Consider the following 24679-nt stretch of genomic DNA (forward strand, 5'->3'; position numbering starts at 1 on the left):
ACACAACATGGGCCGGTGTTTTGCTTCGATTCATTTTACTCCTTTTATTTTTTGCCTCCAACTTAGCCTTGGGCAAAACCAATATTGCCATCATTGACGACACACATTCGTCTTTTAATATTGGTCAAAGTGCTTCTTACTATATTGATGAATCCAAAACACTTGACTATGACGAAATATCTTCCGATGAGTACACCAAGCGTTTTCGACCATTAGCACGAGACTATATGCAATTTGGTATCACCAAAGGCAATATTTGGATACGTACCGAAGCGGCTATTCAGACCAGTATACCTACGCCTATATTGTTGGACATTAGTGCGCCACGCTTGCAAGAACTGGACTTATTTTTACCCAATTTGTTTGGTGGTCAGATACAAGCTGAATTGGGGGGCGCAAGACCTTATGCCAACCTGCCGATTGATGGGTTGAGTTATGCCTATCCTTTGCCCAGCAATATTCCACCCATTTTTACCATTTACATCAAGATGTCGTCACATTTACCCATCAATGCCAATATGGAATTGAAAACCCTTTCTCAAGCCAGCAATGATGCGCGAAACGAAACCTTGTTTACCGGCTTGTTGATCGGTGTACTCATCACCTTGTTTGTCAGTAATGTGTTTTTCTTTGTCAGAACGACTCGCACCATGTATCTAATTTATGGTGGCATGTTGGTGAGTATTGCCATTTTACACTTAACCCTACATGATCTTATTGCTCAGTTATTCCCCTATCATCCAGGCATTCAAGAACGCGTTTACAATTTAGCGGCATTGGGCAGTTTAACCGCTATAGTGTTTTTTTCTCGCTTGTATTTGGACACCAAGCGCCACTTGCCCATAATGGATAAGCTGCTCTTTTTCATTGGTTCCTCAAATGCTATTTTGAGCATTTTATTTACGCTTATACCCGATAAAATCAACATCATGATTTTATCTGCTAGTGCTGTGATCACCCTTATCATTCTTACTTTTCATGCCGTCTATGCCTTCGTCAAAAATGTTCCCTATTCAAGTTACTATCTGACCGCGCGCATTGTCTTATTTACCGGACACTTTGCGTGGATTTTATCTGTCTATGGAGTGATTCCAAGTCCATTGATATTAGAATGGGGGTTAACCGTCACCATCATTTTGGAAGCCTTGATTCATTTTACTGGTATGATAGCGCAGACCACGCCTCTGCTGCAGAAATACGCTCATCGCCGCGGTTACTCGCAAGCAGAAATGTTCGATTTATTATCGGACTTATCAAGCCGCTTGCGTCGTCAGATCAATGTGATTAGCGGAGTTCTTAAACAAGTTAATCATGTCGCCAAAAACGCTGACGATGGCTTCTATATTCAAGCTGGAGAAATGGCCAATCAAAATGTGAAAAGTCTGATCGAACGTGTCGATGTGCTGACGGACATCAAAGACAATAAGTTCCATGAACAAGTCACGCCATTGGCATTAACCAAATTGCTCGACGAAGCCTATGAAGCTTTTCAGTTAGTGGATCAGGACAACACCAGTTTAAACATACACAGTAACAATATCGAACGTGTTGAGGTGCTACAAAATGCCCCCTTGATCAAGCATCTTATTGTCGTGTTAGCACAAGAGTTTAAACATTTCACCGATCAACCACTTAATATGAATTTCATTCGCCACGACATAAATCGTGAAGGCATCACCATGCTGGAAATCGAATGCTACCCTTTACCAATTCGCGCCTACAGTCATTACAGCCACTTTGATCTTGGTTTAAGTTACATCAAACTCATTATTGAACATCTAAGGGGTAAGCTGCTGGAAACGGAAAATGATCAAGATCGCATCATCAATATTCAAGTGCCGATTCGCGTGCATTTACGCCAAACCACCATGCAAGATCATTTATCAGAACCCTTTGATATTGTGCTCTTTGGACAATCTGATGAAGACATGCAAACTGCTCACTTCCTAACCTACAAGCACAGTAATAAAATCGAGCAATTCAGCGAGTTGGATGCTCTATTAGGGTATTTTCAAAACCCAGATCAGCGTCAGTCTGGTTCCATTATTTTAGTATTTGATAATGGGGGTCATATTCCTCATGTGACCTTACAAAGATTATTACCACTGATGCGCGATGAAGATCAGTGCTTACTCATCAGTAAGAATGTTAAAATGTCACTTGATTACGCACAAAAGCTTGGCTTTGATGATTTATTATCCTCTGCCGAGATCAACGACCAATTGGAAACACGTTTGATCAAGTTGATTCAAAAAGGCGCGCGATTTAAGTCGTCTCCTTTGTCCAAGATCAAAGCTTTGCGTAAAAGCCCTTGATGCTAATCCACTGAGCACAAATAATACGTAGGAGTAATTATGGATTGCCTATTTTGCAAGTTGGTTAAGGGAGAGATCCCTGCCACTATCTTGTACCAAGACGACGATGTCATTGCTTTTGAAGACATCATGCCACAGGCGCCAACGCATTTTTTGGTGATCCCTAAACGCCATATCGCCACCTTGAATGACCTAACGGACGAAGACGCCAGTTTAGTTGGCAAGTTACAGGTGACCGCCGCCAAGGTTGCCAAGCAAAAAGGCATCAGTGACGATGGCTATCGCGTAGTAATGAATTGCAATGAAATGGGCGGTCAAACCGTCTACCACATACATATGCATGTGCTTGGTGGTCGCAGTATGACTTGGCCACCAGGCTAACAAGGAGCTATTCATGACATCCTTTGTTGATAAAGCGGTCTTGCAGTTTGACCGCGCACTACAAACCCTAGTCCCTCATGCGGCAACGGCATCACGCCCTTCCCCCGCAAATCCTGTTGAGGAAGCGGAATTAAGCTTTGAGGAGCGCAAGCATGCAGCTGGCTTGATGCGCATTAATCACACCGGCGAAGTCTGTGCCCAGGCCTTGTACGCTGGTCAAGCTACCACAGCAAAGTTGGCCAGTGTGCGCGAAGAGATGGAACAGGCTGCAGACGAAGAAATCGATCACCTAGTATGGTGCGAACAGCGTTTGTACGAGCTTGGTAGTCATCCTAGCCTACTCAATCCTTTGTTCTTTGGCGCTTCCTTTATGATTGGCGCTGGAGCTGGGTTAATCAGTGACAAGCTGAGTCTAGGTTTTGTGGCTGCGACCGAAGATCAAGTGTGCGTACACCTTGAAAAACACATGGCGAAATTGCCAGAACAAGACCAAAAAAGCAAAGCCGTTTTAGAACAGATGCACATAGACGAGGCCAAACATAAGGCTATGGCCTTGGACGCCGGTGGTTATGAATTCCCTACACCTGTGATGAACATCATGACCAAGATATCTAAGGTCATGACCTCTTCCACCTATCGGGTTTAATTATGAACAGAGATTTGCATTCCATCCGTCGTGATTATCAATTTGATGATTTGCTTGAAGAAGCCGCTGGCGACGAGCCTTTCGACTTATTCGATCAGTGGCTAGAACATGCCATAGAGCAATGTCCAGATGACCCAACCGCCATGACGCTCAGTACAGTCGATAGCGATGGTTGGCCACATTCACGGGTGGTATTATTAAAACAACGGGACAATTCAGGGTTTACCTTTTTCACCAACTACGACAGTGAAAAAGGCCAACAGCTTGCGGCCAACAACAAAGCCTGCATTAACTTTTTCTGGCCAATTTTATCCCGTCAAATTCGTATTGAAGGCAAGATTGATAAAGTATCACGTCAGGTGTCCAGCGACTACTTCGCCACTCGCCCCCGTGACAGTCAATTGGCTGCAAGAACCTCTCAACAAAGCGCAATAATTGCCAATCGTGGTGAATTAAAAGACGCTTACGCCGCAGAACAAGCCAAGTTTGCTGAGCAGGATAAGATACCTTGCCCGGATAACTGGGGCGGCTATGTTTTAACGCCTAGCTTTATTGAGTTTTGGCAAGGTCGCCCAAGCCGCTTGCATGACCGAATTTGCTTTACCAAACAGGATGAGGGTTGGAGCCGAACCCGTAAAGCACCCTAATCTCACGGCTGATCAAACTGATAGCAGACGTCGAAAGGTCAAGCTGATACGCTCATGCTTGACCTTTTTTCTGACTGGCAGAGCATGCTGCCATAAGACTTGCACCGAGGGCGCCATGATCAACCAAGAAGCATCTTCCACTTCAATACTGTGCTTAATACTGTGATCTTGTTTGTAGCGAAACACAAAGCTGCGCTGCGCTCCCAAACTCAACATAGCCACCACAGGCGCAGGGCCTAGACTGGCTTCGTCATCCGCGTGCCAGCCCATGTACTCTTGTCCATTCTCATACCAATTCAACAAAACCGCATTGAAGACTTGTCCAGCTAACTCTTCCGCTTCTTGTTTTACTGGCAACAAAACTTCCGGCCAGCCTTCACCAAGATGATCTTTGCCAGAATAGCGATAACAGACATCCGTATCCGCGACAAACGCCACTTGCCTTGGCACCTGGACAGCACGACCATAGATACGCAAGGTCTCTCGCTGCCATGTTAGTTGTTGTTGCAATTTGGCCATTAACCCTTGCTGACTTGAGCTGGAAAATAAGTAACGGTATGATGGTTTGATCGCCATTTAGACTCGCACCTTTGATATCAATGCTTTCCCCTATTCAGTCAGTTAGTAACAACCGCAGTTTGTTTTTGGATGCTTATCGCGGCCTCGCGGTTGCTCTTATGGTAGTGTTCCACTTTTGTTGGGATTTGCAACACTTTAACTACCTTGAGTTTTCCATTCGCGACCCTTTTTGGGTGCATTTTCGCAGCTTGATTCTAACGCTTTTTTTAACGGCTGTCGGTTGGTCAGGCTATTTAGCCTTACAATCCAACAAAGCCAATGCCTTTTGGCCACGAGACATCAAGTTATTTATCTCTGCCGCAGCCATCTCGTTAGCCACTTATTTGGCAGTCCCTAATCAGTGGATTTACTTTGGCATTTTACATTTTATCTTTGTCGCTTCTTTATTGACGCGCCCTTTGCTTAGATGGCCTCTGTTGTCTGCGTTACTCGGCGCCAGCATTCTGGTCATTTATAAACAGACCGATTGGTTACTCTTTCCCAATGCCTTTGGCTTTATTACAGAACACCTTATCAGCTTGCCATTTCGTACCCTAGACATAGTCTTTCCCTTTCCTTGGATTGGCGTGGTATTGATTGGGCCAATATTGGGCTACCTTGGCTGGCAAAAATACCATATAGGTCAAAGTCTTCCAGTACAGATATTGGCCTTTATGGGACGCCATGCCCTGCCCATCTATTTAGCGCATCAAGTGATTTTATTCAGTGCAATTGCCGGTTTCAAAATGGTGCTTGATCAGTTTTATTGAGCTTTTTTCGTGCAATAAAAATCAGCACATTTTTACCATAAAAAAATACAAAAAAACCTTTTCAGAGGTTGCCATATTGGCAATCTCCGAATGATAGGGCAAACAAGGTAAGTAACCACTTAGTCTGTATAAAATTCTTATTTTTCGATGTTTTTCAAGCCTTGATTTTCAATTCATTGGGCACTATTGTTCACTACAGTTTTCGAATAAAACACTATATGTAGTGTTTATTTATATAAACAAACACAATATAGTGTGTGGTAACACTTTTTCTAATAATGCGCTAATGGGAAGTTAAGGCATGAGTACTCTCACAGTTACTAAACGTAACGGGACGACCGAAAATATCGATCTAGACAAGATTCATAAAGTCATTATGTGGGCCGCGGAAGGGTTAGATAATGTCTCTGTTTCCCAAGTAGAATTGAAAGCTCAAATACAATTCTTTGAAGGTATTCGCACTACCGATATTCACGAAACCCTAATCAAGTCTGCAGCGGATTTGATTTCTGAGAATACGCCGGATTATCAATATTTAGCAGCACGCCTTGCCATCTTCCATTTGCGCAAAAAAGCCTTTGGTGATTTTGAACCACCACACCTATTTGATCATGTGAAAAAATTGGTAGCGCAAAACCGTTACGATGCACACTTGCTAGAAGATTACAGCGCAGAAGAATTCGATCAGTTAAACAGCTTCATTAACCACTCTCGTGATATGAACTTTTCTTACGCAGCAGTAAAACAGCTGGAAGGTAAGTACTTGGTTCAAAACCGCGTCACTGGCGACATATACGAGAGCCCGCAGTTTATCTACATTCTGGTCGCAGCTTGCTTGTTCGCTAACTATGATAAAAGTACACGTCTGGATTTCATCCGCCGCTTTTATGATGCCGTTTCTCAATTCAAAATTTCTTTGCCAACGCCAATCATGTCTGGGATTCGTACGCCGACCCGTCAGTTTAGTAGCTGTGTATTGATTGAATGTGGCGACTCTCTGGATTCCATCAATGCCACCTCAAGCGCGATTGTGAAATACGTAAGTCAGCGTGCGGGCATAGGTGTGAACGCAGGCGCTATCCGTGCCTTAGGTAGCCCCATCCGTGGTGGTGAAGCCTTCCACACAGGTTGTATTCCTTTCTATAAACACTTCCAAACGGCGGTGAAAAGCTGTTCACAAGGGGGAGTACGTGGCGGTGCTGCGACCGTATTCTACCCAATTTGGCACTTGGAAGTGGAAAGTCTACTGGTGTTGAAGAATAACCGTGGTGTTGAAGAAAACCGTGTTCGTCACTTGGATTATGGTGTGCAATTCAACCGTCTGATGTACCAACGTTTGATCAAGGGTGAAAACATCACCTTGTTCAGCCCATCGGATGTCCCTGGTTTATACGATGCTTTCTTTGCCGACCAAGAAGAATTTGATCGTCTGTACACACTTTACGAGCAAGACGACAGCATTCGCAAGCAAAGCATCAAAGCCTCTGAATTATTCACTTTGTTTGCTTCTGAGCGAGCCAGTACAGGTCGTATTTACCTGCAAAACGTTGACCACTGTAATACACACAGTCCATTCGACCCTAAACTGGCGCCGGTTAAACAAAGTAACCTGTGTTTGGAAATTGCTTTGCCGACCAAACCACTACAGCGTGTCGACGATCCAGAAGGCGAAATTGCCTTGTGTACCTTGTCTGCTTTCAACCTGGGTACATTAGAAGACTTAAACGAGCTAGAAGAGTTGGCGGAGTTGATCGTTCGCGCTTTGGACAGCCTATTGGACTACCAAAACTACCCTATTCCAGCGGCTCAACGTGCGACAGAATTACGTCGTACTTTGGGCGTAGGTGTCATCAACTACGCTTACTACTTGGCAAAAAATGGTGTGAAATACTCAGATGGCAGTGCCAACCAGTTAACTCACCAAACATTCGAAGCCATTCAGTATTTCTTGCTGAAAGCCTCCAACAAGTTGTCAAAAGAGTTCGGCCCTTGCTTAGCCTTTGACGAAACCACTTACTCAAAAGGCATTTTGCCAATCGACAGTTACAAAAAAGAAGTCGATGCGGTTTGCCCGCCAACACTGCAGTACGATTGGGAAACTTTACGTAAAGAGATCGTCGAGCACGGCCTTCGTAACTCAACTTTGACAGCACTCATGCCCTCTGAGACGTCATCTCAGATCAGTAATGCGACCAACGGCATTGAGCCACCACGCGGTTTCGTCTCTGTCAAAGCCAGTAAAGATGGCATTTTGAAGCAGGTGGTTCCTGAGTTTGAGCGCCTAAAAGACAATTATGAATTGTTGTGGAGCATTCCATCCAACGATGGTTATCTGCAATTAGTGGGCATCATGCAGAAGTTCGTTGACCAAGCGATTTCCGCAAATACTAACTACGACCCACAAAAATTTGAATCTCAAAAAGTACCAATGAAGGTCATTTTGAAAGATCTGTTAACGGCTTATAAATTGGGTGTGAAAACACTTTACTATCACAACACTCGTGACGGGGCCGAAGACAAACAAGAAGACATGGACGATTGTGCAGGCGGTGCTTGTAAGATCTAAAGTCGCACGACTTACGTAACATCTAGGCCCCATTTCATTGGGGCTTAGTCATGTCAAAAGCCAAACGTATTAATTAACAAGGCACGCAGTTCGCAGCCTTGCGCTTAGAGGATATTATTGCGAGATGAGTTATTCGACTTTCAACCGCAAACATTTCGACAGCATGAAAGAACCTATGTTCTTTGGTGAGAACGTCAACGTGGCTCGTTATGATCAGCAGAAGCACCCTATTTTCGAAAAGCTCATCGAAAAGCAGTTGTCTTTTTTCTGGCGTCCGGAAGAAGTCGATCTCTCTACTGACCGCAAAGATTTTCAACGCTTAGAAGAACACGAACAACACATTTTCTTAAGCAACTTAAAGTACCAAACCTTGCTAGACAGCGTACAAGGCCGCTCGCCCAACGTGGCACTGCTGCCAATTGTGTCATTACCTGAGCTGGAAACCTGGATTGAAACTTGGTCCTTTAGTGAAACCATTCACAGCCGTTCTTATACTCATATTATTCGTAATATTGTAAACGATCCAACCAAGATCTTTGATGACATAGTAAATAACGAAGAAATCACCAAACGTGCTGACAGCGTCTCCAAGTACTATGACCGTTTAATTGAGATGGTCAATATTTACAACACCATGGGCCTAGGAACCTTTCATATTCCGGGTAAAGGCGACGTTGAAATCTCCATGTCGGAACTGAAAAAAGCACTGTATCTAACCGTCGCCTCAGTCAATGTGTTAGAAGCCATCCGCTTCTATGTGAGTTTTGCTTGTAGCTTCGCCTTTGCTGAACGCACCTTGATGGAAGGTAACGCCAAAATCATCAAACTGATTGCCCGTGACGAAGCACTTCACCTAACGGGTACTCAGCACATGCTGAACCTAATGGCATCCGGTAAAGACGACCCAGAAATGGCCACCATTGCAGTGCAATGCAAAGAGGAAATGCGTCAGATTTTCATCGAAGCAGCTCAACAGGAAAAAGAATGGGCCAGCTACCTATTCAAAGATGGTTCCATGATTGGTCTAAATGCGCAAATTCTAGGTCAGTATGTGGAATACATTAGTAATGTGCGTATGCAAGCGGTTGGTTTGGAAGCTTACTTTGAAACCAAACACAACCCCATTCCTTGGATCAATGCTTGGTTGGTGAGCGATAACGTACAGGTTGCCCCACAAGAAGCGGAAATCAGCTCTTACTTAGTTGGCCAGATTGATAACGACCTAGACGAATCGGATTTCGATGACTTCGACCTCTAAAGTAGAAAGAATTCAACCTGAGCAAGCAGAACAGGTGCCATCGCCTGCTCAGGAAAAGGATCAAGTTCATCGCGTATTGCTGGGTAAAAAGCAAATTCTGGTAACAGAAGATGAACCCTTATTGATTCAACTGGAGCGTGCAGGTATTCATGTAGAATACCAGTGTCGTGAAGGTTACTGCTCTTCGTGTTCTATCAAACTACTGTGGGGACAAGTCAGCTACCCATTTGAGCCTATGGCTTGGGTGCAAAGTGGTTATCTATTGGCCTGTTGTGCCATAGTCAAAAGCGACATTGAAATCGCTTTCTTCGAGTAACAATCTTTTCCTCTTCGTTAGCGTAAGGTTTGATAACCAGCATACAAGCGTGTTGCTGTTGTTAACCAACAAATGCTACCAAACACATAGGCCAAAAGGCTGAAATAATTTGGCAAGAGACATATTAATACCAAGAAGGCAATGGTTTCTGCTCCTTCCGCTAAGCCACCCAAAAAATACAAAGATTTATGACCGTATTCCAAACGTTCAATATTGCGCTTTTGCGCCATAATCGCAAAGGCCAAAAAACTACTGCCAGTGCCCATAAAAGCAAAAATCAAAAACGCTGCTGCCAAGCTGTTATCTAACGGATTGGCTAAGGCAAAACCAAACACCACCGCGGAATAGAAAATGAAGTCTAAGGTGATGTCTAAATACCCGCCCAAATCCGTTGGCCCTTGCAAACGCGCTACTGCACCATCTAATCCATCTATCAAACGATTGATGATCACGCACCACAAAGCCAAATCGTAAGCGTGCCAATACAAAGCAGGTAGGCTCAATATTCCTATGATGAATCCCACTATGGTGAGTTGATTAGCTGTGATGCCAAGAGCATCAATGGCTTTAGCGAGATGACGCAATGGTGACTTCAAGTGTTTAATGAAAAAAGGATCAAACATGAGTTACTTCTCTTAAATGAAGACGAATACCAAACCGAATTGATATAATAAAAGCACATTCTGAACAGCAAGGTTAGTATGACACACGTTAAACAGTATGGTTCAACCGGACCGAACTTAATTATCATTCATGGATTATTTGGTAATGCGGACAACTGGCACTCCATCGCCCAATCCCTTGCTGAAAACTTTACTGTGTATTGTGTCGATCTGCCTAATCATGGCAAATCCGCCCCTATGGAAGAAGCCTCCTACCCTAAAATGGCCGAAGCCGTATTGGCTTGGGCAGAACAAGCTGATTTACCTTCTTTCTATTTATTGGGCCATTCCATGGGGGGCAAAGTCGCTATGCAAATGGCCAGTCTCACGAATAAGATAGAAAAGTTAATTGTGGTTGACATAGCCCCTGTAGACTACCAAGCCAGTCACACTACCATTCTAGAAGGACTACAAGTATTAAAAGGCCAAACCTTTACCAGTCGTAAAGACGCAGACAAGGTGTTGGCGCAATACGAACCCAACATGGCAGTACGTCAATTTTTACTGAAAAACCTCAGTAAAACACAACAAGGCTTAGTCTTGGATTTGGCGGTTGAACAGATTGCCGATGCTTACCCGACTATCTTAAAAAAACCTCAACTGACCCTAGGCAATCCATTAAGCACTCTGTTTATTAAGGGTGAGCATTCCGATTACATTATTGCTGATTATCAAGACGCCATTATGGACGCCTTTCCAAACGCCAGCTTTAAAATACTTGCTGGTACTGGACACTGGCTGCATGCAGAAAAGCCCATCCCCTTTACTGGTCTGGTGAGACGTTTTCTATTGGATGGATAATATTTACAGCTGGCTTATTAACATTCTGTGTCAGAACACAGACCAAACTGTTCTTTTAAAAAGAGCTGAGAGGGCAACACAATACCATGTGCTTTGACCAAATAGGGGTTAAAGCTCACCCGTAATATACTTGGGTAAGCGGCTGGCGGAGTAATACCCGTGGCCTGCCAATGAGCGACCATATCACTCAACAAGGTTAATTTGGCATCCGCATCTGAATCAATAGCAAACAAAGCGCCAGCGCGAACAAAGGCAAACGAAGAGCCAACCATCACTTTTTGTTGGTGAAACAGCAGCTTGAGTATGTCTTGGGCATTACCTTGCTGAAACAAGTGGCTGTCTACTAAAGCAAAGACCAATTCAGACTCTTCCAACAAACGATTGACCGACTTTAAAACCGATATTCGATCTGTCTTGGTCTGCAAAAATACAAATTCAAAGCCATATTCTTGCGCCACATTCTGCATATAGGCTTGATCTAATGGTAAAGTGTCGGAGAACAAAACGGCCAGTGGTTTAGGATCCAGCCAAATGGCTTGCAATAAGGCCAAACGCTTCTCTAGAGGCGCGCCAGAAAATACCGCAGAATGGGCCACTGTACAGCTTGCTGAAAGGCTTTGAAACTCTTCTTGGCCGATGAATAAACCAATAATGGCACCACGTGACATGACCAAACAGGCTTGTTCAAATTGTTTTGATCCAATAGCAATCACCACATCTTGAGACTCAATACGAGTGATGTTATTCAGAAAAAAAGCTTGTCTTACAGGCATTGGTGTTTCGCTGACCGACAGACGCTTTGACAATTGAAAACTCAAAGAGCGAACTGAACTTTCGTCAGAATCATGCAACACAAATATGGCTGCCGAAACTTGGCAAGCCAACAGACAGCCTATAATGATTGAAAAAATCCTTTTCACAATGTTCATATTCCAATGCTAAAAGCTAAGACTGGCAAATACATAAGTATAGGCGTCTTTCTCAAAATTATTATTTTTGGTGATAAAACCATTGTCGTCCAATCGAACTTTTACTCCCATACCGAAATTCGCTTTGGTATAAAGCCCGAAAGAATGACGGTAGGACAACCAGGAATTCACCAGCTTATGATCCAATCCTCCTAAGTCTTTACCATACCAATAATAGCCTTGTGCCGACCAATTATCGGCCAATGGCACACTGCCAAACACGGATAACATCACAGGTGTTGTGGCACGTTTTACTTGATCATTCTCCGTGTCCGTATCTTGGTAGGCATAAGTAAAGCGAGTTATGGCACCGGATCGCGCGCGCCAATCTAATTCCAGTTCTATGCCATTAATCACAACATCTTCAGTAACACCTTCTTCTATTGGCTCATCGGTGCCATTAAATGCTGAAAACACTTTTGAACTCAGTACCATGTCATCCACTTCATCATGGTATAACTTAATGTCTAACGCGACTCTGTTACTTGGCCAAAAATGATAATAACCCAGCTCATAAGAGGTGATTTTCTCTGCTTCTTCTCCCTCCTCTGCATAAGTTACGGTTGAAGTATCACCGTTGGATAATACAAAGCGCCATCGGAAATATTCATCCGCTAAATCAGGCGTGCGAACGGCTTTAGATACATTAAATCTCAGTGAGTCTTGTTCACTTAACTTATAGGTCAAACCCAACTTAGGAGAAAGAAAAGCCCCACTCATGTCGCTATTCTCTAACATTGCACCTGTGTTCAACACCCAATCCTTGTTCACTCGATACTCCACGTTGGAAGACAGTCGAAACACCTCATCTTCTGCCGTACCCGATAAGTAATGGTCCGATTTTGCCTTTTCCCAACGATAGCCTAAGGCTGAAATCACTCTAAGTTGCTCAGACGCTTGCCAAGTACTTTGCAGTTCAATATCACGACGCGTCTCAAGTAAATCCAGCTCATAAGATTCTTCAATATCAGAAGTAATGGTACGACCAAATATTTGTGCATAAAAACTGGGAGACAGAGTCACCTTATGCCATTCGTAGGTATCCGATTTATCGTAGTAAGCTTGTAATTTGAGTTGATGACGCTCTGATGTCTGCCACTGATAAGCCATCTTAATGTGCTCTCGATGAACAATACGCTCAGGGTCATTGATGTCGTATGAATTCGAACCATATTCAGAAGGTTCTAAATTGGCCTTTAAATAACTCGCTCCGAGGTCCAAATCAAAACTCGTGGTGGCGGTTTCTTTGATCATCAACAGATTGCCCATACTGGTGCCATGACCGTCGTGACGTTCGTCTCCATCATCATCCTGATCAAAGCCCGCAATATTATTCGTCGCTGCCGATGCACGATAACTCCAATCACCACTCAAGCCACTGTGCTGGCCATACAAGCGATAATCTCCTTGAGCCCCCACATAAGTAGAAACACTGTTACCTAAGGTTTCAAGTGGAGAGCGGGTAATAATATTAACCACAGCAAAAAAGGAATTGATGCCATAACTGGCCGCATTTGGTCCGCGGTTGACTTCCACACGAGCCACATCCTCAATACTGATGGGCAAGGTTGCCCATTCCACCCGCGCAAGACCAACACTGTAAACAGAACGACCATTAATCAATACCTGTATGCGTCGATATTGATTTAATTGGGTACCATGATAAGAAGCAACGATTTGGCTAGAGGCATGATATGGGGCAACAGAAAAGCCCGGCACAAACTGCAATAAATCCTCTACGTACTGGACATTGACTCGTCGAATGAATTCACCGTCCAATACAGACAAACTAGAAGAGATATCCACTCTTGGCTGGGATATTTTAGAAGGGGTTACCACTACAGGAATCACATCCAAGAAACCATCATAGCCGCTGATATCATTAGCGTCTGCATAAGATGACACACTGAAAGAGTCTTCTTCGTTAGACTTTTCATCCAGCGATGGATCATTGGAAAGAATGTCATTATTTGAGGAGTCATTGACAGCCCAAACAGACGCAGTGCTCATCCAGAGCAAAAACACACTTACGGTCAATCGCATGGTTACTACTTAAGCCTATATTCGTCCGCCAGATAGGTTCCTAGAATTCGCACTTCCTCGGAAAAGAATCGCAACTCTTCCAGTGCCGCTTGCATCTTAGGTGATTGAAAATGCGCTTCCACATCCACATAAAACTGAGTCGCGGTAAAATTTCCATTCACCATATAACTTTCCAGTTTCAGCATGTTAATGCCTTGAGTGGCAAAGCCCCCCATGGCTTTGTACAAGGCAGCCGGAATGTTGCGCACTCGAAACATAAAAGATGTAATGTAAGTATGTTCCGTTTCATAAGCTGGCATTTTTTGCTGACGAGACAAAACCAAAAAGCGCGTCGTATTTCCTTTCGTATCATTAAAATGCGTTTTTAATACCTGTAAGCCGTATAATTCCGCCGCTAACTCAGAAGAAATCACCGCCAAACCAGGCTCATCTTGTTCGGCAATGTGTTTGGCTGCACCAGCTGTGTCATACATGGCTTGGCTTTTCGCCCCTAAGGCTTTGATATTAGTATCACATTGCGCCAAAGCTTGAGGGTGACTGCCAATGCGCGTGATGTCAGATAAGTTCATATCATGACGAGCAATAAGACAATGGTTTACTGGTTCAAAATGCTCTTTCACCACATACAGTTGTGTTTTACGCAGCTCACGATAAATCTCTTCTACTCGACCAGCAGTTGAGTTTTCTACTGGTATCATGGCGTAATAAGCGTCACCCTTCTCAACCATCTGCAAGGCATCAGCAAAAGTGGCGCAGTTGAATGTATTCCAATCTGGAAAGGTATGTTTGCATGCTAGGTGGGAATAGGCACCCGGTTCACCTTGATAAGCGACTATTTGACCGGCACCCAGTGTTAAAGAAGAATCTGGCATAATATAATACATCTTAAGGCTTTCGTTATCTTACATTATCAAATAGAGTCTGCTAGTTACATCCTTAATCTAACAAATTACTTACATACTATGCTGAAAGCCATTGCCATCTTCATAATCAAAATATATCAGTATTGTATTAGTCCCTTACTGGGAAATAATTGCCGCTTTTACCCTTCCTGCTCTCAGTACAGTATTCAGGCAATTGAGCGCTTTGGTATCATAAAAGGAAGTTATTTGAGCATGCGACGATTATTGAAATGTCACCCTTGGCATGAAGGCGGAGAAGACCCAGTGCCAGAGAAAGAACCACACCAATCTTGCTGTCACAACGCTGACAGCCCCTCTAACAGCCAGTTAAATAAGAGCAAAGACTGAAAACGACAGTCTCTGTTTGTGACCTTTAAGTTGCGGTTAAGTTACCGTCGTTAGGCAGACATGGTCAATTTCAAATCACTGGCCACCAGCACAGCTTGAGTGCGATTGTTAATTTCCAATTTACGGAAAATGGCGGTAATGTGTGCTTTCACTGTGGCTTCTGAAATGGCCAGTTCGTAGGCAATTTGCTTATTCAACAAACCTTCATGTAAATAGCACAATACCTTATATTGTTGTGGCGTTAGCTCTGCCACGCGTTTTTGCATGGTAAGATCCGATTTTGGCTGATTCTTAACCGCTTGCTGTATAGCCTCTGGCAACCAAATATCGCCATCTAAAATAGCGTTAATGGCTTCCACATAAGTACTGGGCTCGCTGGTTTTTGAAATGAACCCCAAAGCACCCGCTTCGATTACTTTGGCAACCAAAGCACTGTCTTCACTGCCAGAAATGATAGCCACCGGGACATCTGGATAGGCTTTTCGAATACGGATTAAACCGTACAAATCCCCACTACCTGGCATATTCAAATCCAGTAATAAGAGATCTAATTCACTTGCTTGCTCCAGACACGACATAGTCGAATCCAAATCATTGGCTTCGACTATGTGTAGATTGGGCATTTCCTTCTGCAATGCGCTACTTAACGCACTGCGAAATAATGGATGATCATCCGCAATTACCAGTGACAGCACTTGTTATCCTTTTAAATTAGGGACTATGTCACCCATTTAAACGGTTTTCGATCAAATCATCAACCACACTTGGATCCGCGAGTGTGCTGGTATCACCTAATTGATCCTGTTCATTGGCGGCAATTTTGCGCAAAATACGACGCATAATTTTACCAGAACGTGTTTTCGGCAAGCCGCGACTCGCCCATTGGATCAAATCAGGCGTGGCTATTGGACCAATTTCTTGACGCACAAATTGCTTCAGTGACTTACTCAGTTCATCATCTGGCGTAACCCCCACCACAGGCGTTACATAAACGTAAATGCCTTGACCTTTGATGTCATGCGGATAGCCAACAATCGCGGCTTCTGCAACGGCAGGATGAGCAACCAAGGCACTTTCAATTTCCGCTGTCCCCAAACGGTGCCCAGACACATTTAATACATCGTCCATTCGCCCTGTTATAAGATAATGACCCTCTTCATCCCGAGACGCACCATCACCCGTAAAATACATACCATCGAAAGTACTAAAGTAAGTTTGTTCGAAACGTTCGTGATCACCGTATACGGTTCTCGCTTGTCCCGGCCAAGAATCGGTCAGCACCAAACCACCTTCCACTAACACACCTTGCTGACCTTGGATATCTCCCTGTGCATCCACCAAAGCAGGTTGTACACCGTATAAGGGACCAGTACAGAAACCTGGCTTGGCATCACCCTGACCTACTCTCGGCGTCATCATCATGCCACCCGTTTCGGTTTGCCACCAAGTATCCACAATTGGACAAGAGGAATTGCCTATTTCACTGAAATACCAAGACCAAGCTTCCGGGTTGATGGGTTCACCCACGCTACCAAGAATACGCAATGATTTACGTTCACTGCTTTTCGTCGCTTCATCGCCTTTTGCCATTAACGCACGAATAGCCGTTGGTGCTGTGTACAAAATGGTCACACCAAACTTATCCACCACTCGGCCAATACGACCTGAATCTGGGAAGGTTGGTACCCCTTCAAATAAAATACTGGTCGTCCCATTGGCAAGTGGACCATATACCATGTAACTATGACCTGTGATCCAACCTACGTCCGCAGCACACCAATAAACATCGGTTGCTTTGAGGTCAAACACCAACTCATGGGTAATGGACGCATAAACAAGATAACCACCTGTGGTATGCACCACGCCTTTTGGTTTACCAGTGGAACCTGAAGTGTACAGAATAAACAGAGGATCTTCGGCATTCATAGGCTCTGCAGGGCACTCTGTGCTTTCATTCGCAACTTCTTTCGCCCAATCCAGATCGCGCCCATCAAGCCAAGGAATGTCTTTTTGCGTGTAGCGATACACCAAGACACTTTCCACACTTGGGCAAGCATTGTCTTCCAATGCCATATCGACATTATGTTTGAGAGGAATGGTATTACCTGCGCGTTTACCTTCGTCAGCCGTAATCACCAGCTTAACACCACAATCATTAAGGCGATCAGCAATGGCATGAGCAGAGAAACCACCGAAGATGACTGAGTGAATCGCACCAATTCGAGCACAAGCCAACATACTGTAGACAGCCTGAGGAATCATAGGCATGTAAATAGCGACACGATCACCCTTTTTGATCCCTTGACGTTTTAATAAATTGGCAAGGCGACCCACTTCATCATGTAGGGTTTGATAAGTGATGGCCACTTTTTCATCGGACTCTTGATCACCTTCGCAATAATAAGCGACTTTATCTGCCAATGCAGGTAAATGGCGATCAATACAATTGTACGCTACGTTCAGTTCACCATCTTCAAACCATTTGATGCTGACATTGCCGCGCGCAAAAGACGTATTTTTTACTTTGCTGTAAGGCTTGAACCAATCCAAACGCTTACCTTCCCTGCCCCAAAATTCGTCTGGGTTTTCAATCGATTCTTGATAGCGTTTTGCAAACTCAGTCTGACTGATATTAGCCTGTTTTTCCGCTGCTACTGAAATATCGCTATATACAGATTTCATAACCCGCTCCATTGTTACTGTTTTTATTCGGATGCAGAACTACTATAACGGCCTATCTATGGCTCGCTATTCCACTTTAGTCTTACTTTCTCACGGAACAAAACAAGATGCCATATTGAGTATCAACTTATTAGCCACTAAAACGACCCGCTTTAACAAAGAAAGGCAAGGTAATATCTTGCTTTTGATTGGGAGTTTGCCAAGCGGCTTGTAAAGGCTCCATACTTTGCAATAACGCTTCCTCACCAGATTTACCTTGTTCTGCAATGAAAGCTTGACTGCTTGACCAGCTCAACATCAGATCTTGCACTTGTGTGACTGTCCAATGACAGGTCAACTCAAATTTTGGTACCGATATTAGCTCAACAGGAAATTCCACATCATCATATTGATTCCACAACAAGCGACTTTCTGGCGGCCAATAAGGCGCTAACAAAGGCAGAACATGTTCATTTATGGCCTTATCTTCTTGTGGACCAATCGACAGTCGGTTATAGCCCATACACACGAACATGCCACCTGGCTTTAAAACCCGCTTTAATTCCCGCCAGAACACCTCTAAATCAAACCAATGTAGAGCTTGCGCAACACACACCAAATCAAAGGATTGATCTTCATAAGGTGTGTTTTCAGCAGGCGAAACTTGATAATGAATACGGCGATGTGGTGACGCGGCATGAATTTGTGACTCACTGATATCAGAGGCTTCGACTCGTTCAAAATAAGCCGCTAAATCCAACGCCACTTGTCCAGTTCCACAAGCGCAATCCCAAGCCACATTAGGCTTTGATACCTGTTGAAACAACCAATAATAAAATTCTGGCGGATACATAGGACGAGTTCGTGAATAATTGCTTGAACTGACACCATCAAAAACTCGCATAACAACCCTCTTTAATTAACTAACACCTGGTACTTTTCCAGCACTTGTCGCGCTTCAGTAACACCTTTAACACGGTATGCATGCATGCCAAGCGACTGCGCCATATCAATATTGATTTGATTATCATCAACAAACAAAATGTCCTGCGCTGGGACCTGTAACTTGTCTAATACAACTTGGTAAATGTCTGGCTCTGGTTTCACCAAGCCGAGTTGATGCGAAGCAAAATAATGATGAAACTGTCCCGCCAATCCCATTTCATCCAATAACCTTGGCCAATGCGCCGCGTTGGTATTAGATAAAATGGCTTTGTGGTACTCTGGCTTCACTTGCTTTACCAAGTCTAGCGCACCAGCGAACAAACCTCTTGGCCATGTTTGAAAAGCCTGTTTAAAACTTTCTTTATCGGCATTGCTGTTTACTTCAGCCAACAGCCGACTGGCAAAGGTATCGAAATCAATTTTGCCTGTATCAAAGGCTTTTACCGCAGGAGATCCTAGCCACTGCAACCAAACTTGCGATTCTTCTCCCTGAGTATTCAACATAGCATGCATTTGTGACACTTCTCCTAAGTCCACTAATACATTGCCAAGATCAAACATTACTACACGAATATGATGCTGTTGTGTCATTTTTAAGCTTTTGTCCCCGTCGGCAAATTTTTGCTTATACTAAAGTATCTAATTGTAAAAAAGACAGTGAATCGTTTTTTTTCCCTTATTGATAGGGAAGACAAAAATACGCCTGCTGAATGTGAAGGAAGGTACGAACAAGTCCACTGACTTCAGCGTGTGGATAACTCTCTTTTATTAGAGGCAAGTTTCGCCGTCCAATATAAGCATATTGGCAAGAAGCTTAACAAAGAATAAAGAGAGCTTAGACCACGCCCTTCGGGTCTTTCAGAGAAACGCCCTCTCTGTGTTAAGAGTGATTGAAAGGTCTTAACATTCCTGCTCACTCTTGCCTTGATAGACCGTTTCTCTGATAAGACTGAGGCTCAGAAGACTTATTCGCACCTTCCTTAGCAACGCTGCAGCCGTTTGTCGCTGGGTAAACTGTTCACGCCTTCTCTAATAAGCAAAAAGTTGCCGATACCTTGTTCCATAAAATAAGCAAGAAATTGCTCAAAATAGGAGGAAGCGTCATACGCCTGATCGCAAGAAATTTAAAAGTCTATAATTTTCATATAGTTATGAAATTGGTACGGTTTTCGCTATTTGAGAATTGAATCAAACCCAAAATAGGAGAAAAATAATATGAAATTGGGATTTGTTACCAAAGCACTTCTGACTGGCGCTACTGCAGTAGCATTAACCTTTTCTGCTACCTCGGCATCCGCTGCAGACAAGCGAAATTATATTCTAGCAACCGCTTCTACGGGTGGTACTTACTATCCTGTCGGCGTAGCTATAGCCACCCTAAGTAAGATCAAATTAGAGCCTAAGTTTGGCCTTTCCGTCTCTGCTATTAGTTCCGCAGGGTCTGGCGAGAACATCAAATTATTACGTGAAAATCAGGCGCAATTCGCGATATTACAAGGTCTATACGGCGCTTGGGCATGGGGTGGTGAAGGCCCTTTCGAACAAGTGGGTAAACAAACCGAGCTGCGCTCAGTGTCTATGTTATGGCAAAACGTTGAGCACTTTGTGCTTAAATCTGAGCTCGCTAAAACAGGCACAGTAGCCGATCTAAAAGATTTAGAAGGCACCAACAACAAGTTCTCTATCGGTAAGAAAAACTCAGGAACAGAAGGCTCTGGTCGCCAACAATTAAAAGGGTTAGGCATTGACCCCGACAAATTCAGCTTGGCTTACATGGGTTACGGTGCCAGTGCTGACGCCATGCAAAATGGCAATATTGACGGCATGAACACACCGGCAGGCGTTCCGGTGAGTGCAGTAACACGCTTGTATGCCTCTATGGGCGATAAAGTAACAGTATTGGATTTTACCGATGAACAAATGAAGGCAGCGAACGGTGATTACCAATTGTGGACACGTTATGTGATCCCCGCCAATACCTATCCAGGTCAAACCAAAGATATTAACACAGTGGCACAACCTAACTTCTTAGCTACTCGTGCCGATATGTCAGAAGAAGATGTGTATCAATTAACCAAGTCTTTGTACGAAAACTTAGGCTACCTAAGCGCGATTCACAAAGCGACGTCTGTTATGGCGATTGAAAAAGCCATCGCAGGTCTTCCTGTACCGCTCCACCCTGGCGCAGCACGTTACTATCGTGAAGTTGGTCTCGATATTCCTGCACGTTTGATTGCAGACTAATTCACCTGACCTTGTTAGCGCCGCACATAAGTGCGGCGCATACTTTTTTTTGTTCACCTAAGGTAGCTTGTTAATGACTGCTTCTTCGCCATCCACAAACGACCAAGACATTAATCTAGAAGACTTCGAAACCAAATACCGTTCTGGTCCTTGGCTGAATCGTTTAGTCTTTACCCTATCCATTTTTTTAGCGGTAGCGCACATCTATATCAACACCATAGCCACCTTACCTGAATTATGGGTATCTGCTTTTCACTTTGCCGGCTTTGGAGCACTCTGCGCCTTATTGATTCCCGCCGCGCCCCAATGGCAACACAGCAAATTGGCGCTCATTTGCGATAGCATCATAGTGCTGGCTCTGGCTGGTATGGTGTTCTACATCATTTTTTTTGAAGACGCTTTATATGCCCGTGGTGTCACTTTTGTTACCAGTGACTGGATTGTCTCTGCTGTGGCTGTGCTGTTGTCATTAGAGTTAATACGACGCACCAGCGGCTGGTTTATTCCAGTATTGATTGTGATTGCCCTAAGCTATGTCGTAGTATGGGGGCAATGGTTGAGCGGAATCTTTACCTTTCCGGGCCTTAGCATGGAAACCTTACTCTATCGCAGCTTTTTTAGTAGTGACGGCATGTTTGGTTCCATCTCACGAATTTCATGGAGCTTTGTCTTCATGTTTATCTTATTTGGTGCCTTTTTAGTCAAATCGGGTGCCGGTGATTTCATCATAGATTTGTCTCGGGCATTGGCCAGTAAAATGATTGGTGGACCCGGTTTTGTGGCAGTATTGGGCTCAGGTTTAATGGGGTCCGTATCAGGATCTTCGGTTGCCAATACAGTTTCCACTGGCGTTATTACCATCCCGCTTATGCGTCGCGCTGGTTTTCCAGCCCGTTTCGCTGCTGGCATTGAAGCGGCGGCTTCCACTGGTGGACAGTTGATGCCGCCCGTCATGGGAGCTGGCGCCTTTATCATGGCGTCGTACACACAAGTATCTTATGTCACCATTATTGGCGCAGCCGCGATTCCGGCCTTATTGTATTTTTTATCGGTAGGTTTTTTTGTCCGCGTCGAAGCCAAACGCAGCAAGGTAGTTGCCACGGAAGAAGACAGCAAGATTGTGGTGTCACAAGTGCTAAAAGGAGGTTGGCATCACATTATTCCTCTCGGCGTGTTGGTCGCTCTTCTAGTACAAGGCTTTACACCAACTTATGCGGCGGGTTTGAGTATTATTGCCGTTATCTTGGCTTCTTTTCTGTCAAAAAGACATAAAATGGGGCCAGTGGCAATTCTCGATGCCATGGCACAAGGGGCCAAAAACATGTCGACCACAGCGGTTTTATTAATAGGGATTGGCTTGGTCGTCAATGTGATTAGTACTACTGGCGTGGGCAATACCTTTTCCTTGTTGATCACCAACTGGGCGGGGGGCAGTCTTTTCTTCACTATTGTCTTGGTGGCGATTGCCTCATTAATTCTGGGCATGGGGTTACCTGTGACCGCATCCTATATTGTCTTAGGCACCCTGTCCGCACCGGCTCTGTTTAATCTGATTGCCGAAAGTCAGTTAGTTGACATGATCGCCTCTGGCAACTTGCCTGAAACGGCTCACGCCATTTTCATGTTGGTTGACCCCAGTGTGTTGGGTGCTTTAGCGCAAGGTATGCCGATGGATCAAGCACAAGCTTTGGTGGCACAAGTGCCTAACGACTTTAAAGGCATGTTGATGGATCAAGCCTTAGGAGCGGAGCATGTGGCGATGATTTTGGTCACCGCGCATATGATCATCTTCTGGTTATCACAAGACAGCAATGTCACTCCACCAGTCTGTTTGACCGCTTTCGCCGCTGCAGCCATTGCCAAAACACCACCTATGTTAACCGGCATGACCGCATGGAAGCTGGCGAAAGGCTTATACATAGTGCCTCTCTTAATGGCTTACACTCAGTTAATTGGTGGCGACGCTGAAACCTTGATGCGTTTATGCTTCTTCGGAATTTTCGGTTTATACGCCTTAGTAGCAGCGATGGAAGGGTATTTAGAAGACAAGCTAAACTTGTTATATCGCCTATTTGCTCTGTCAGCGGCCGTCTTAATGCTGTGGCCAAATTTCGACATCTGGCTGCAATGCATTGGTTTAGGTGTATTCCTAGTGCTGTTCATCTTGGGCAATCGCAGTTATAAAACCAGCGTCTAATCACCTGAAACTCTGGTATATAAAGCTTGGCATGAGTCAGGCTTTTTTATGCCTGATCAGAATCCTGTGTACTTTTAGTAGCGCTTAAGGTACCAGCTCCAGAACTAGGATGACTCATCATATCAATCCAGCGCGCAACGCTGGCTTCGTATTCAGGCATTTGCTCACTGGGTACCGATTGTGCCGTCGGAATTTTTGCTGTCATTGGATTGACCGGACGCCCACGAACATGCAATTCATAATGCAAATGCGCTCCCGTTGTTCGACCAGTATTACCAGACAAAGCTATCACTTGACCCCGCTTCACCTTTTGCCCTTTTTTCACCAATATTTTATTCAAGTGCAAATAACGCGCGCCATAAGGTCCTGTGTAATCAATGACTATGTATTTACCAGCGTACTTGTGACTGGCCACACGTGTCACGACACCATCTCCCGTCGCCAATATTTTGGTGCCTACTGGGGTTGCTAAATCCACGCCATTGTGTGGCGCCCTATGACCTGTGATAGGGTGTAAACGATTGGCATTGAAGGGTGAGCTAATCCGATAATGTTTGCTGGTTGGCCAGCGTAATAAAGCTGGCGTCAGACTCTTGCCGTCTTGATCATAGAAACGCCCATCGCTGTGTAAAAAAGCACGGTAGGTTTTGCCTTGTACCACAAATTGCAGTGCTTCAATTTGTGTATCGCCAACCTGAACGCCATCAATACTGCCATTTTTGACAACCAAATCGAACTCGTCATTGGCGCGCAAGTCCTTGCGGAAATTCACTCGACCTTTTAGTACATCATGAATGATCAGGATGTTGTTATCCGATAGCCCTAGTTTCTTAGCAGACAAATAAAAATTACCCACTATTTTGCTGTGTATACTGGTTTGCGTATAGCTAATGGGTTTGATGTGTTCTTCGTAAGTAAAACCACCACTGCCATGACGCACGAAAGAAACGCTCTTACTAATGTCTAAACGCCTTGTTAAGCCTTGTAGTTGGCCTTGCGCATCCAGTTTAAAAGTGAACTTATCATTAGGTAGCAATGGCTCTAATACCAAGTATTCTTGATCAGCTTCCAACACAGCATACATGGACTCTTTGGACAAACCAAAACGATTAAAAATTTTGGCGAGAGTATCACCAGATTTAATAACGTATTCGATACTAGCGGGACTAACGACCGCCTGCTCAACCTGCTGCAATGGATCGGTAGACAACAAGGCATTATAATCTTGGTCGGACTTAGCGACTTCAATATTGTGCTGGCGAATCGTATTTACCACAGGTTTGCTGGGTAAAGTGAATGGTTTCTCATGCCCTTCTGATGGTGGTACCAGCGCTTTATAAACCCATAAAAATATAAAAAAGACCGCTACTATAGAAGCGAACCATGCATGCTGACCTTGGAAGCACCAATTCAGTATGCGTCTAAAAAACTGCATAAATAAACTCATTGAA

22 protein-coding genes are annotated in these 24679 nt (G+C 44.2%); 12 read left to right on the plus strand and 10 right to left on the minus strand.

Going from position 1 to position 24679, the window contains the following annotated elements; all coding sequences use genetic code 11:
* The first annotated feature begins 20 nt into the window (after window positions 1–20).
* Genes ABXS85_RS06155 through pdxH form a run of 4 tightly spaced genes read left to right on the plus strand, consistent with a single transcriptional unit; the run spans window position 21 to window position 3989 of the window.
* On the plus strand, window positions 21–2315 hold the full coding sequence (locus ABXS85_RS06155) for a 7TM diverse intracellular signaling domain-containing protein (RefSeq protein WP_353669161.1): 2295 nt from the start codon (window positions 21–23) through the stop codon (window positions 2313–2315).
* Between the two features lie 39 nt (window positions 2316–2354).
* On the plus strand, window positions 2355–2696 hold the full coding sequence (locus ABXS85_RS06160) for a histidine triad nucleotide-binding protein (RefSeq protein WP_353669162.1): 342 nt from the start codon (window positions 2355–2357) through the stop codon (window positions 2694–2696).
* A 13-nt stretch (window positions 2697–2709) separates the two neighbouring features.
* Window positions 2710–3342, plus strand: a complete 633-nt coding sequence (gene coq7 / locus ABXS85_RS06165) for a 2-polyprenyl-3-methyl-6-methoxy-1,4-benzoquinone monooxygenase (RefSeq protein ID WP_353669163.1) — start codon at window positions 2710–2712, stop codon at window positions 3340–3342.
* Between the two features lie 2 nt (window positions 3343–3344).
* Window positions 3345–3989, plus strand: a complete 645-nt coding sequence (pdxH, locus tag ABXS85_RS06170) for a pyridoxamine 5'-phosphate oxidase (RefSeq protein ID WP_353669164.1) — start codon at window positions 3345–3347, stop codon at window positions 3987–3989.
* Between the two features lie 12 nt (window positions 3990–4001).
* Here pdxH and ABXS85_RS06175 read toward each other — a convergent pair whose 3' ends face one another.
* Window positions 4002–4565: an alpha-ketoglutarate-dependent dioxygenase AlkB gene (locus ABXS85_RS06175; protein WP_353669165.1), complete on the minus strand. Its 564-nt coding sequence runs from the start codon at window positions 4563–4565 to the stop codon at window positions 4002–4004.
* Between the two features lie 23 nt (window positions 4566–4588).
* Between ABXS85_RS06175 and ABXS85_RS06180 the strand changes: the two genes are divergently transcribed.
* The 4 genes from ABXS85_RS06180 to yfaE all read left to right on the plus strand — a co-directional run bounded on the left by ABXS85_RS06180 (window position 4589) and on the right by yfaE (window position 9457).
* Entirely contained in the window at window positions 4589–5317 is a 729-nt protein-coding gene (locus ABXS85_RS06180) for a heparan-alpha-glucosaminide N-acetyltransferase (RefSeq protein WP_353669166.1), read from the plus strand.
* 301 nt (window positions 5318–5618) lie between these two features.
* Window positions 5619–7883: a class 1a ribonucleoside-diphosphate reductase subunit alpha gene (nrdA, locus tag ABXS85_RS06185; protein WP_353669167.1), complete on the plus strand. Its 2265-nt coding sequence runs from the start codon at window positions 5619–5621 to the stop codon at window positions 7881–7883.
* Between the two features lie 124 nt (window positions 7884–8007).
* The gene (nrdB, locus tag ABXS85_RS06190) at window positions 8008–9141 is read left to right on the plus strand and encodes a class Ia ribonucleoside-diphosphate reductase subunit beta (protein WP_353669168.1); all 1134 of its coding nucleotides are present in this window, start codon (window positions 8008–8010) and stop codon (window positions 9139–9141) included.
* A complete protein-coding gene (gene yfaE / locus ABXS85_RS06195; protein WP_353669169.1) occupies window positions 9125–9457 on the plus strand; it encodes a class I ribonucleotide reductase maintenance protein YfaE in 333 nt (110 codons plus the stop codon). Before nrdB ends, yfaE begins: the two co-directional genes overlap by 17 nt.
* Window positions 9458–9474: 17 nt before the next feature.
* Here yfaE and ABXS85_RS06200 read toward each other — a convergent pair whose 3' ends face one another.
* Window positions 9475–10080: a CDP-alcohol phosphatidyltransferase family protein gene (locus tag ABXS85_RS06200; protein WP_353669170.1), complete on the minus strand. Its 606-nt coding sequence runs from the start codon at window positions 10078–10080 to the stop codon at window positions 9475–9477.
* A gap of 78 nt (window positions 10081–10158) precedes the next feature.
* On the opposite strand from ABXS85_RS06200, the gene ABXS85_RS06205 reads away from it, so the two are divergent.
* Window positions 10159–10920: an alpha/beta fold hydrolase gene (locus ABXS85_RS06205; protein ID WP_353669171.1), complete on the plus strand. Its 762-nt coding sequence runs from the start codon at window positions 10159–10161 to the stop codon at window positions 10918–10920.
* A gap of 17 nt (window positions 10921–10937) precedes the next feature.
* Here the strand turns inward: ABXS85_RS06205 and ABXS85_RS06210 are convergent, their stop codons facing one another.
* From ABXS85_RS06210 to ABXS85_RS06220, 3 genes are read right to left on the minus strand one after another with little or no spacing between them, the layout of a single operon-like run.
* Entirely contained in the window at window positions 10938–11840 is a 903-nt protein-coding gene (locus tag ABXS85_RS06210; RefSeq protein WP_353669172.1) for a hypothetical protein, read from the minus strand.
* 18 nt (window positions 11841–11858) lie between these two features.
* Entirely contained in the window at window positions 11859–13931 is a 2073-nt protein-coding gene (locus tag ABXS85_RS06215; protein WP_353669173.1) for a TonB-dependent receptor, read from the minus strand.
* Between the two features lie 5 nt (window positions 13932–13936).
* Window positions 13937–14803 carry a prephenate dehydratase gene (locus ABXS85_RS06220; protein ID WP_353669174.1) on the minus strand — a complete coding sequence of 289 codons (867 nt, stop codon included), beginning with the start codon at window positions 14801–14803 and terminating at the stop codon, window positions 13937–13939.
* Window positions 14804–14893: 90 nt separating this feature from the next.
* Between ABXS85_RS06220 and yidD the strand changes: the two genes are divergently transcribed.
* Complete coding sequence (yidD, locus tag ABXS85_RS06225) at window positions 14894–15181, plus strand: membrane protein insertion efficiency factor YidD (protein WP_353669175.1); 288 nt, start codon at window positions 14894–14896, stop codon at window positions 15179–15181.
* A 50-nt stretch (window positions 15182–15231) separates the two neighbouring features.
* Here yidD and ABXS85_RS06230 read toward each other — a convergent pair whose 3' ends face one another.
* The 4 genes from ABXS85_RS06230 to ABXS85_RS06245 form a co-directional block, all read right to left on the minus strand.
* Complete coding sequence (locus tag ABXS85_RS06230; RefSeq protein WP_353669176.1) at window positions 15232–15876, minus strand: response regulator transcription factor; 645 nt, start codon at window positions 15874–15876, stop codon at window positions 15232–15234.
* 28 nt (window positions 15877–15904) lie between these two features.
* Window positions 15905–17863 (minus strand): acetate--CoA ligase, encoded by a 1959-nt coding sequence (acs, locus tag ABXS85_RS06235; protein ID WP_353669177.1) that lies wholly within the window; start codon window positions 17861–17863, stop codon window positions 15905–15907.
* Between the two features lie 130 nt (window positions 17864–17993).
* Entirely contained in the window at window positions 17994–18746 is a 753-nt protein-coding gene (locus tag ABXS85_RS06240) for a class I SAM-dependent methyltransferase (RefSeq protein WP_353669178.1), read from the minus strand.
* Window positions 18747–18757: 11 nt separating this feature from the next.
* Entirely contained in the window at window positions 18758–19378 is a 621-nt protein-coding gene (locus ABXS85_RS06245) for an HAD family phosphatase (protein WP_353669179.1), read from the minus strand.
* Between the two features lie 624 nt (window positions 19379–20002).
* Between ABXS85_RS06245 and ABXS85_RS06250 the strand changes: the two genes are divergently transcribed.
* Complete coding sequence (locus ABXS85_RS06250; RefSeq protein WP_353669180.1) at window positions 20003–21031, plus strand: TAXI family TRAP transporter solute-binding subunit; 1029 nt, start codon at window positions 20003–20005, stop codon at window positions 21029–21031.
* 73 nt (window positions 21032–21104) lie between these two features.
* Complete coding sequence (locus ABXS85_RS06255) at window positions 21105–23228, plus strand: TRAP transporter permease (protein ID WP_353669181.1); 2124 nt, start codon at window positions 21105–21107, stop codon at window positions 23226–23228.
* Between the two features lie 46 nt (window positions 23229–23274).
* Here the strand turns inward: ABXS85_RS06255 and ABXS85_RS06260 are convergent, their stop codons facing one another.
* A complete protein-coding gene (locus ABXS85_RS06260) occupies window positions 23275–24663 on the minus strand; it encodes a peptidoglycan DD-metalloendopeptidase family protein (protein WP_353669182.1) in 1389 nt (462 codons plus the stop codon).
* Between the last annotated feature and the right edge of the window lie 16 nt (window positions 24664–24679).

The sequence above is a fragment of the Marinomonas sp. THO17 genome, from assembly GCF_040436405.1.
In the GTDB taxonomy this organism is placed as follows: Bacteria; Pseudomonadota; Gammaproteobacteria; order Pseudomonadales; family Marinomonadaceae; genus Marinomonas.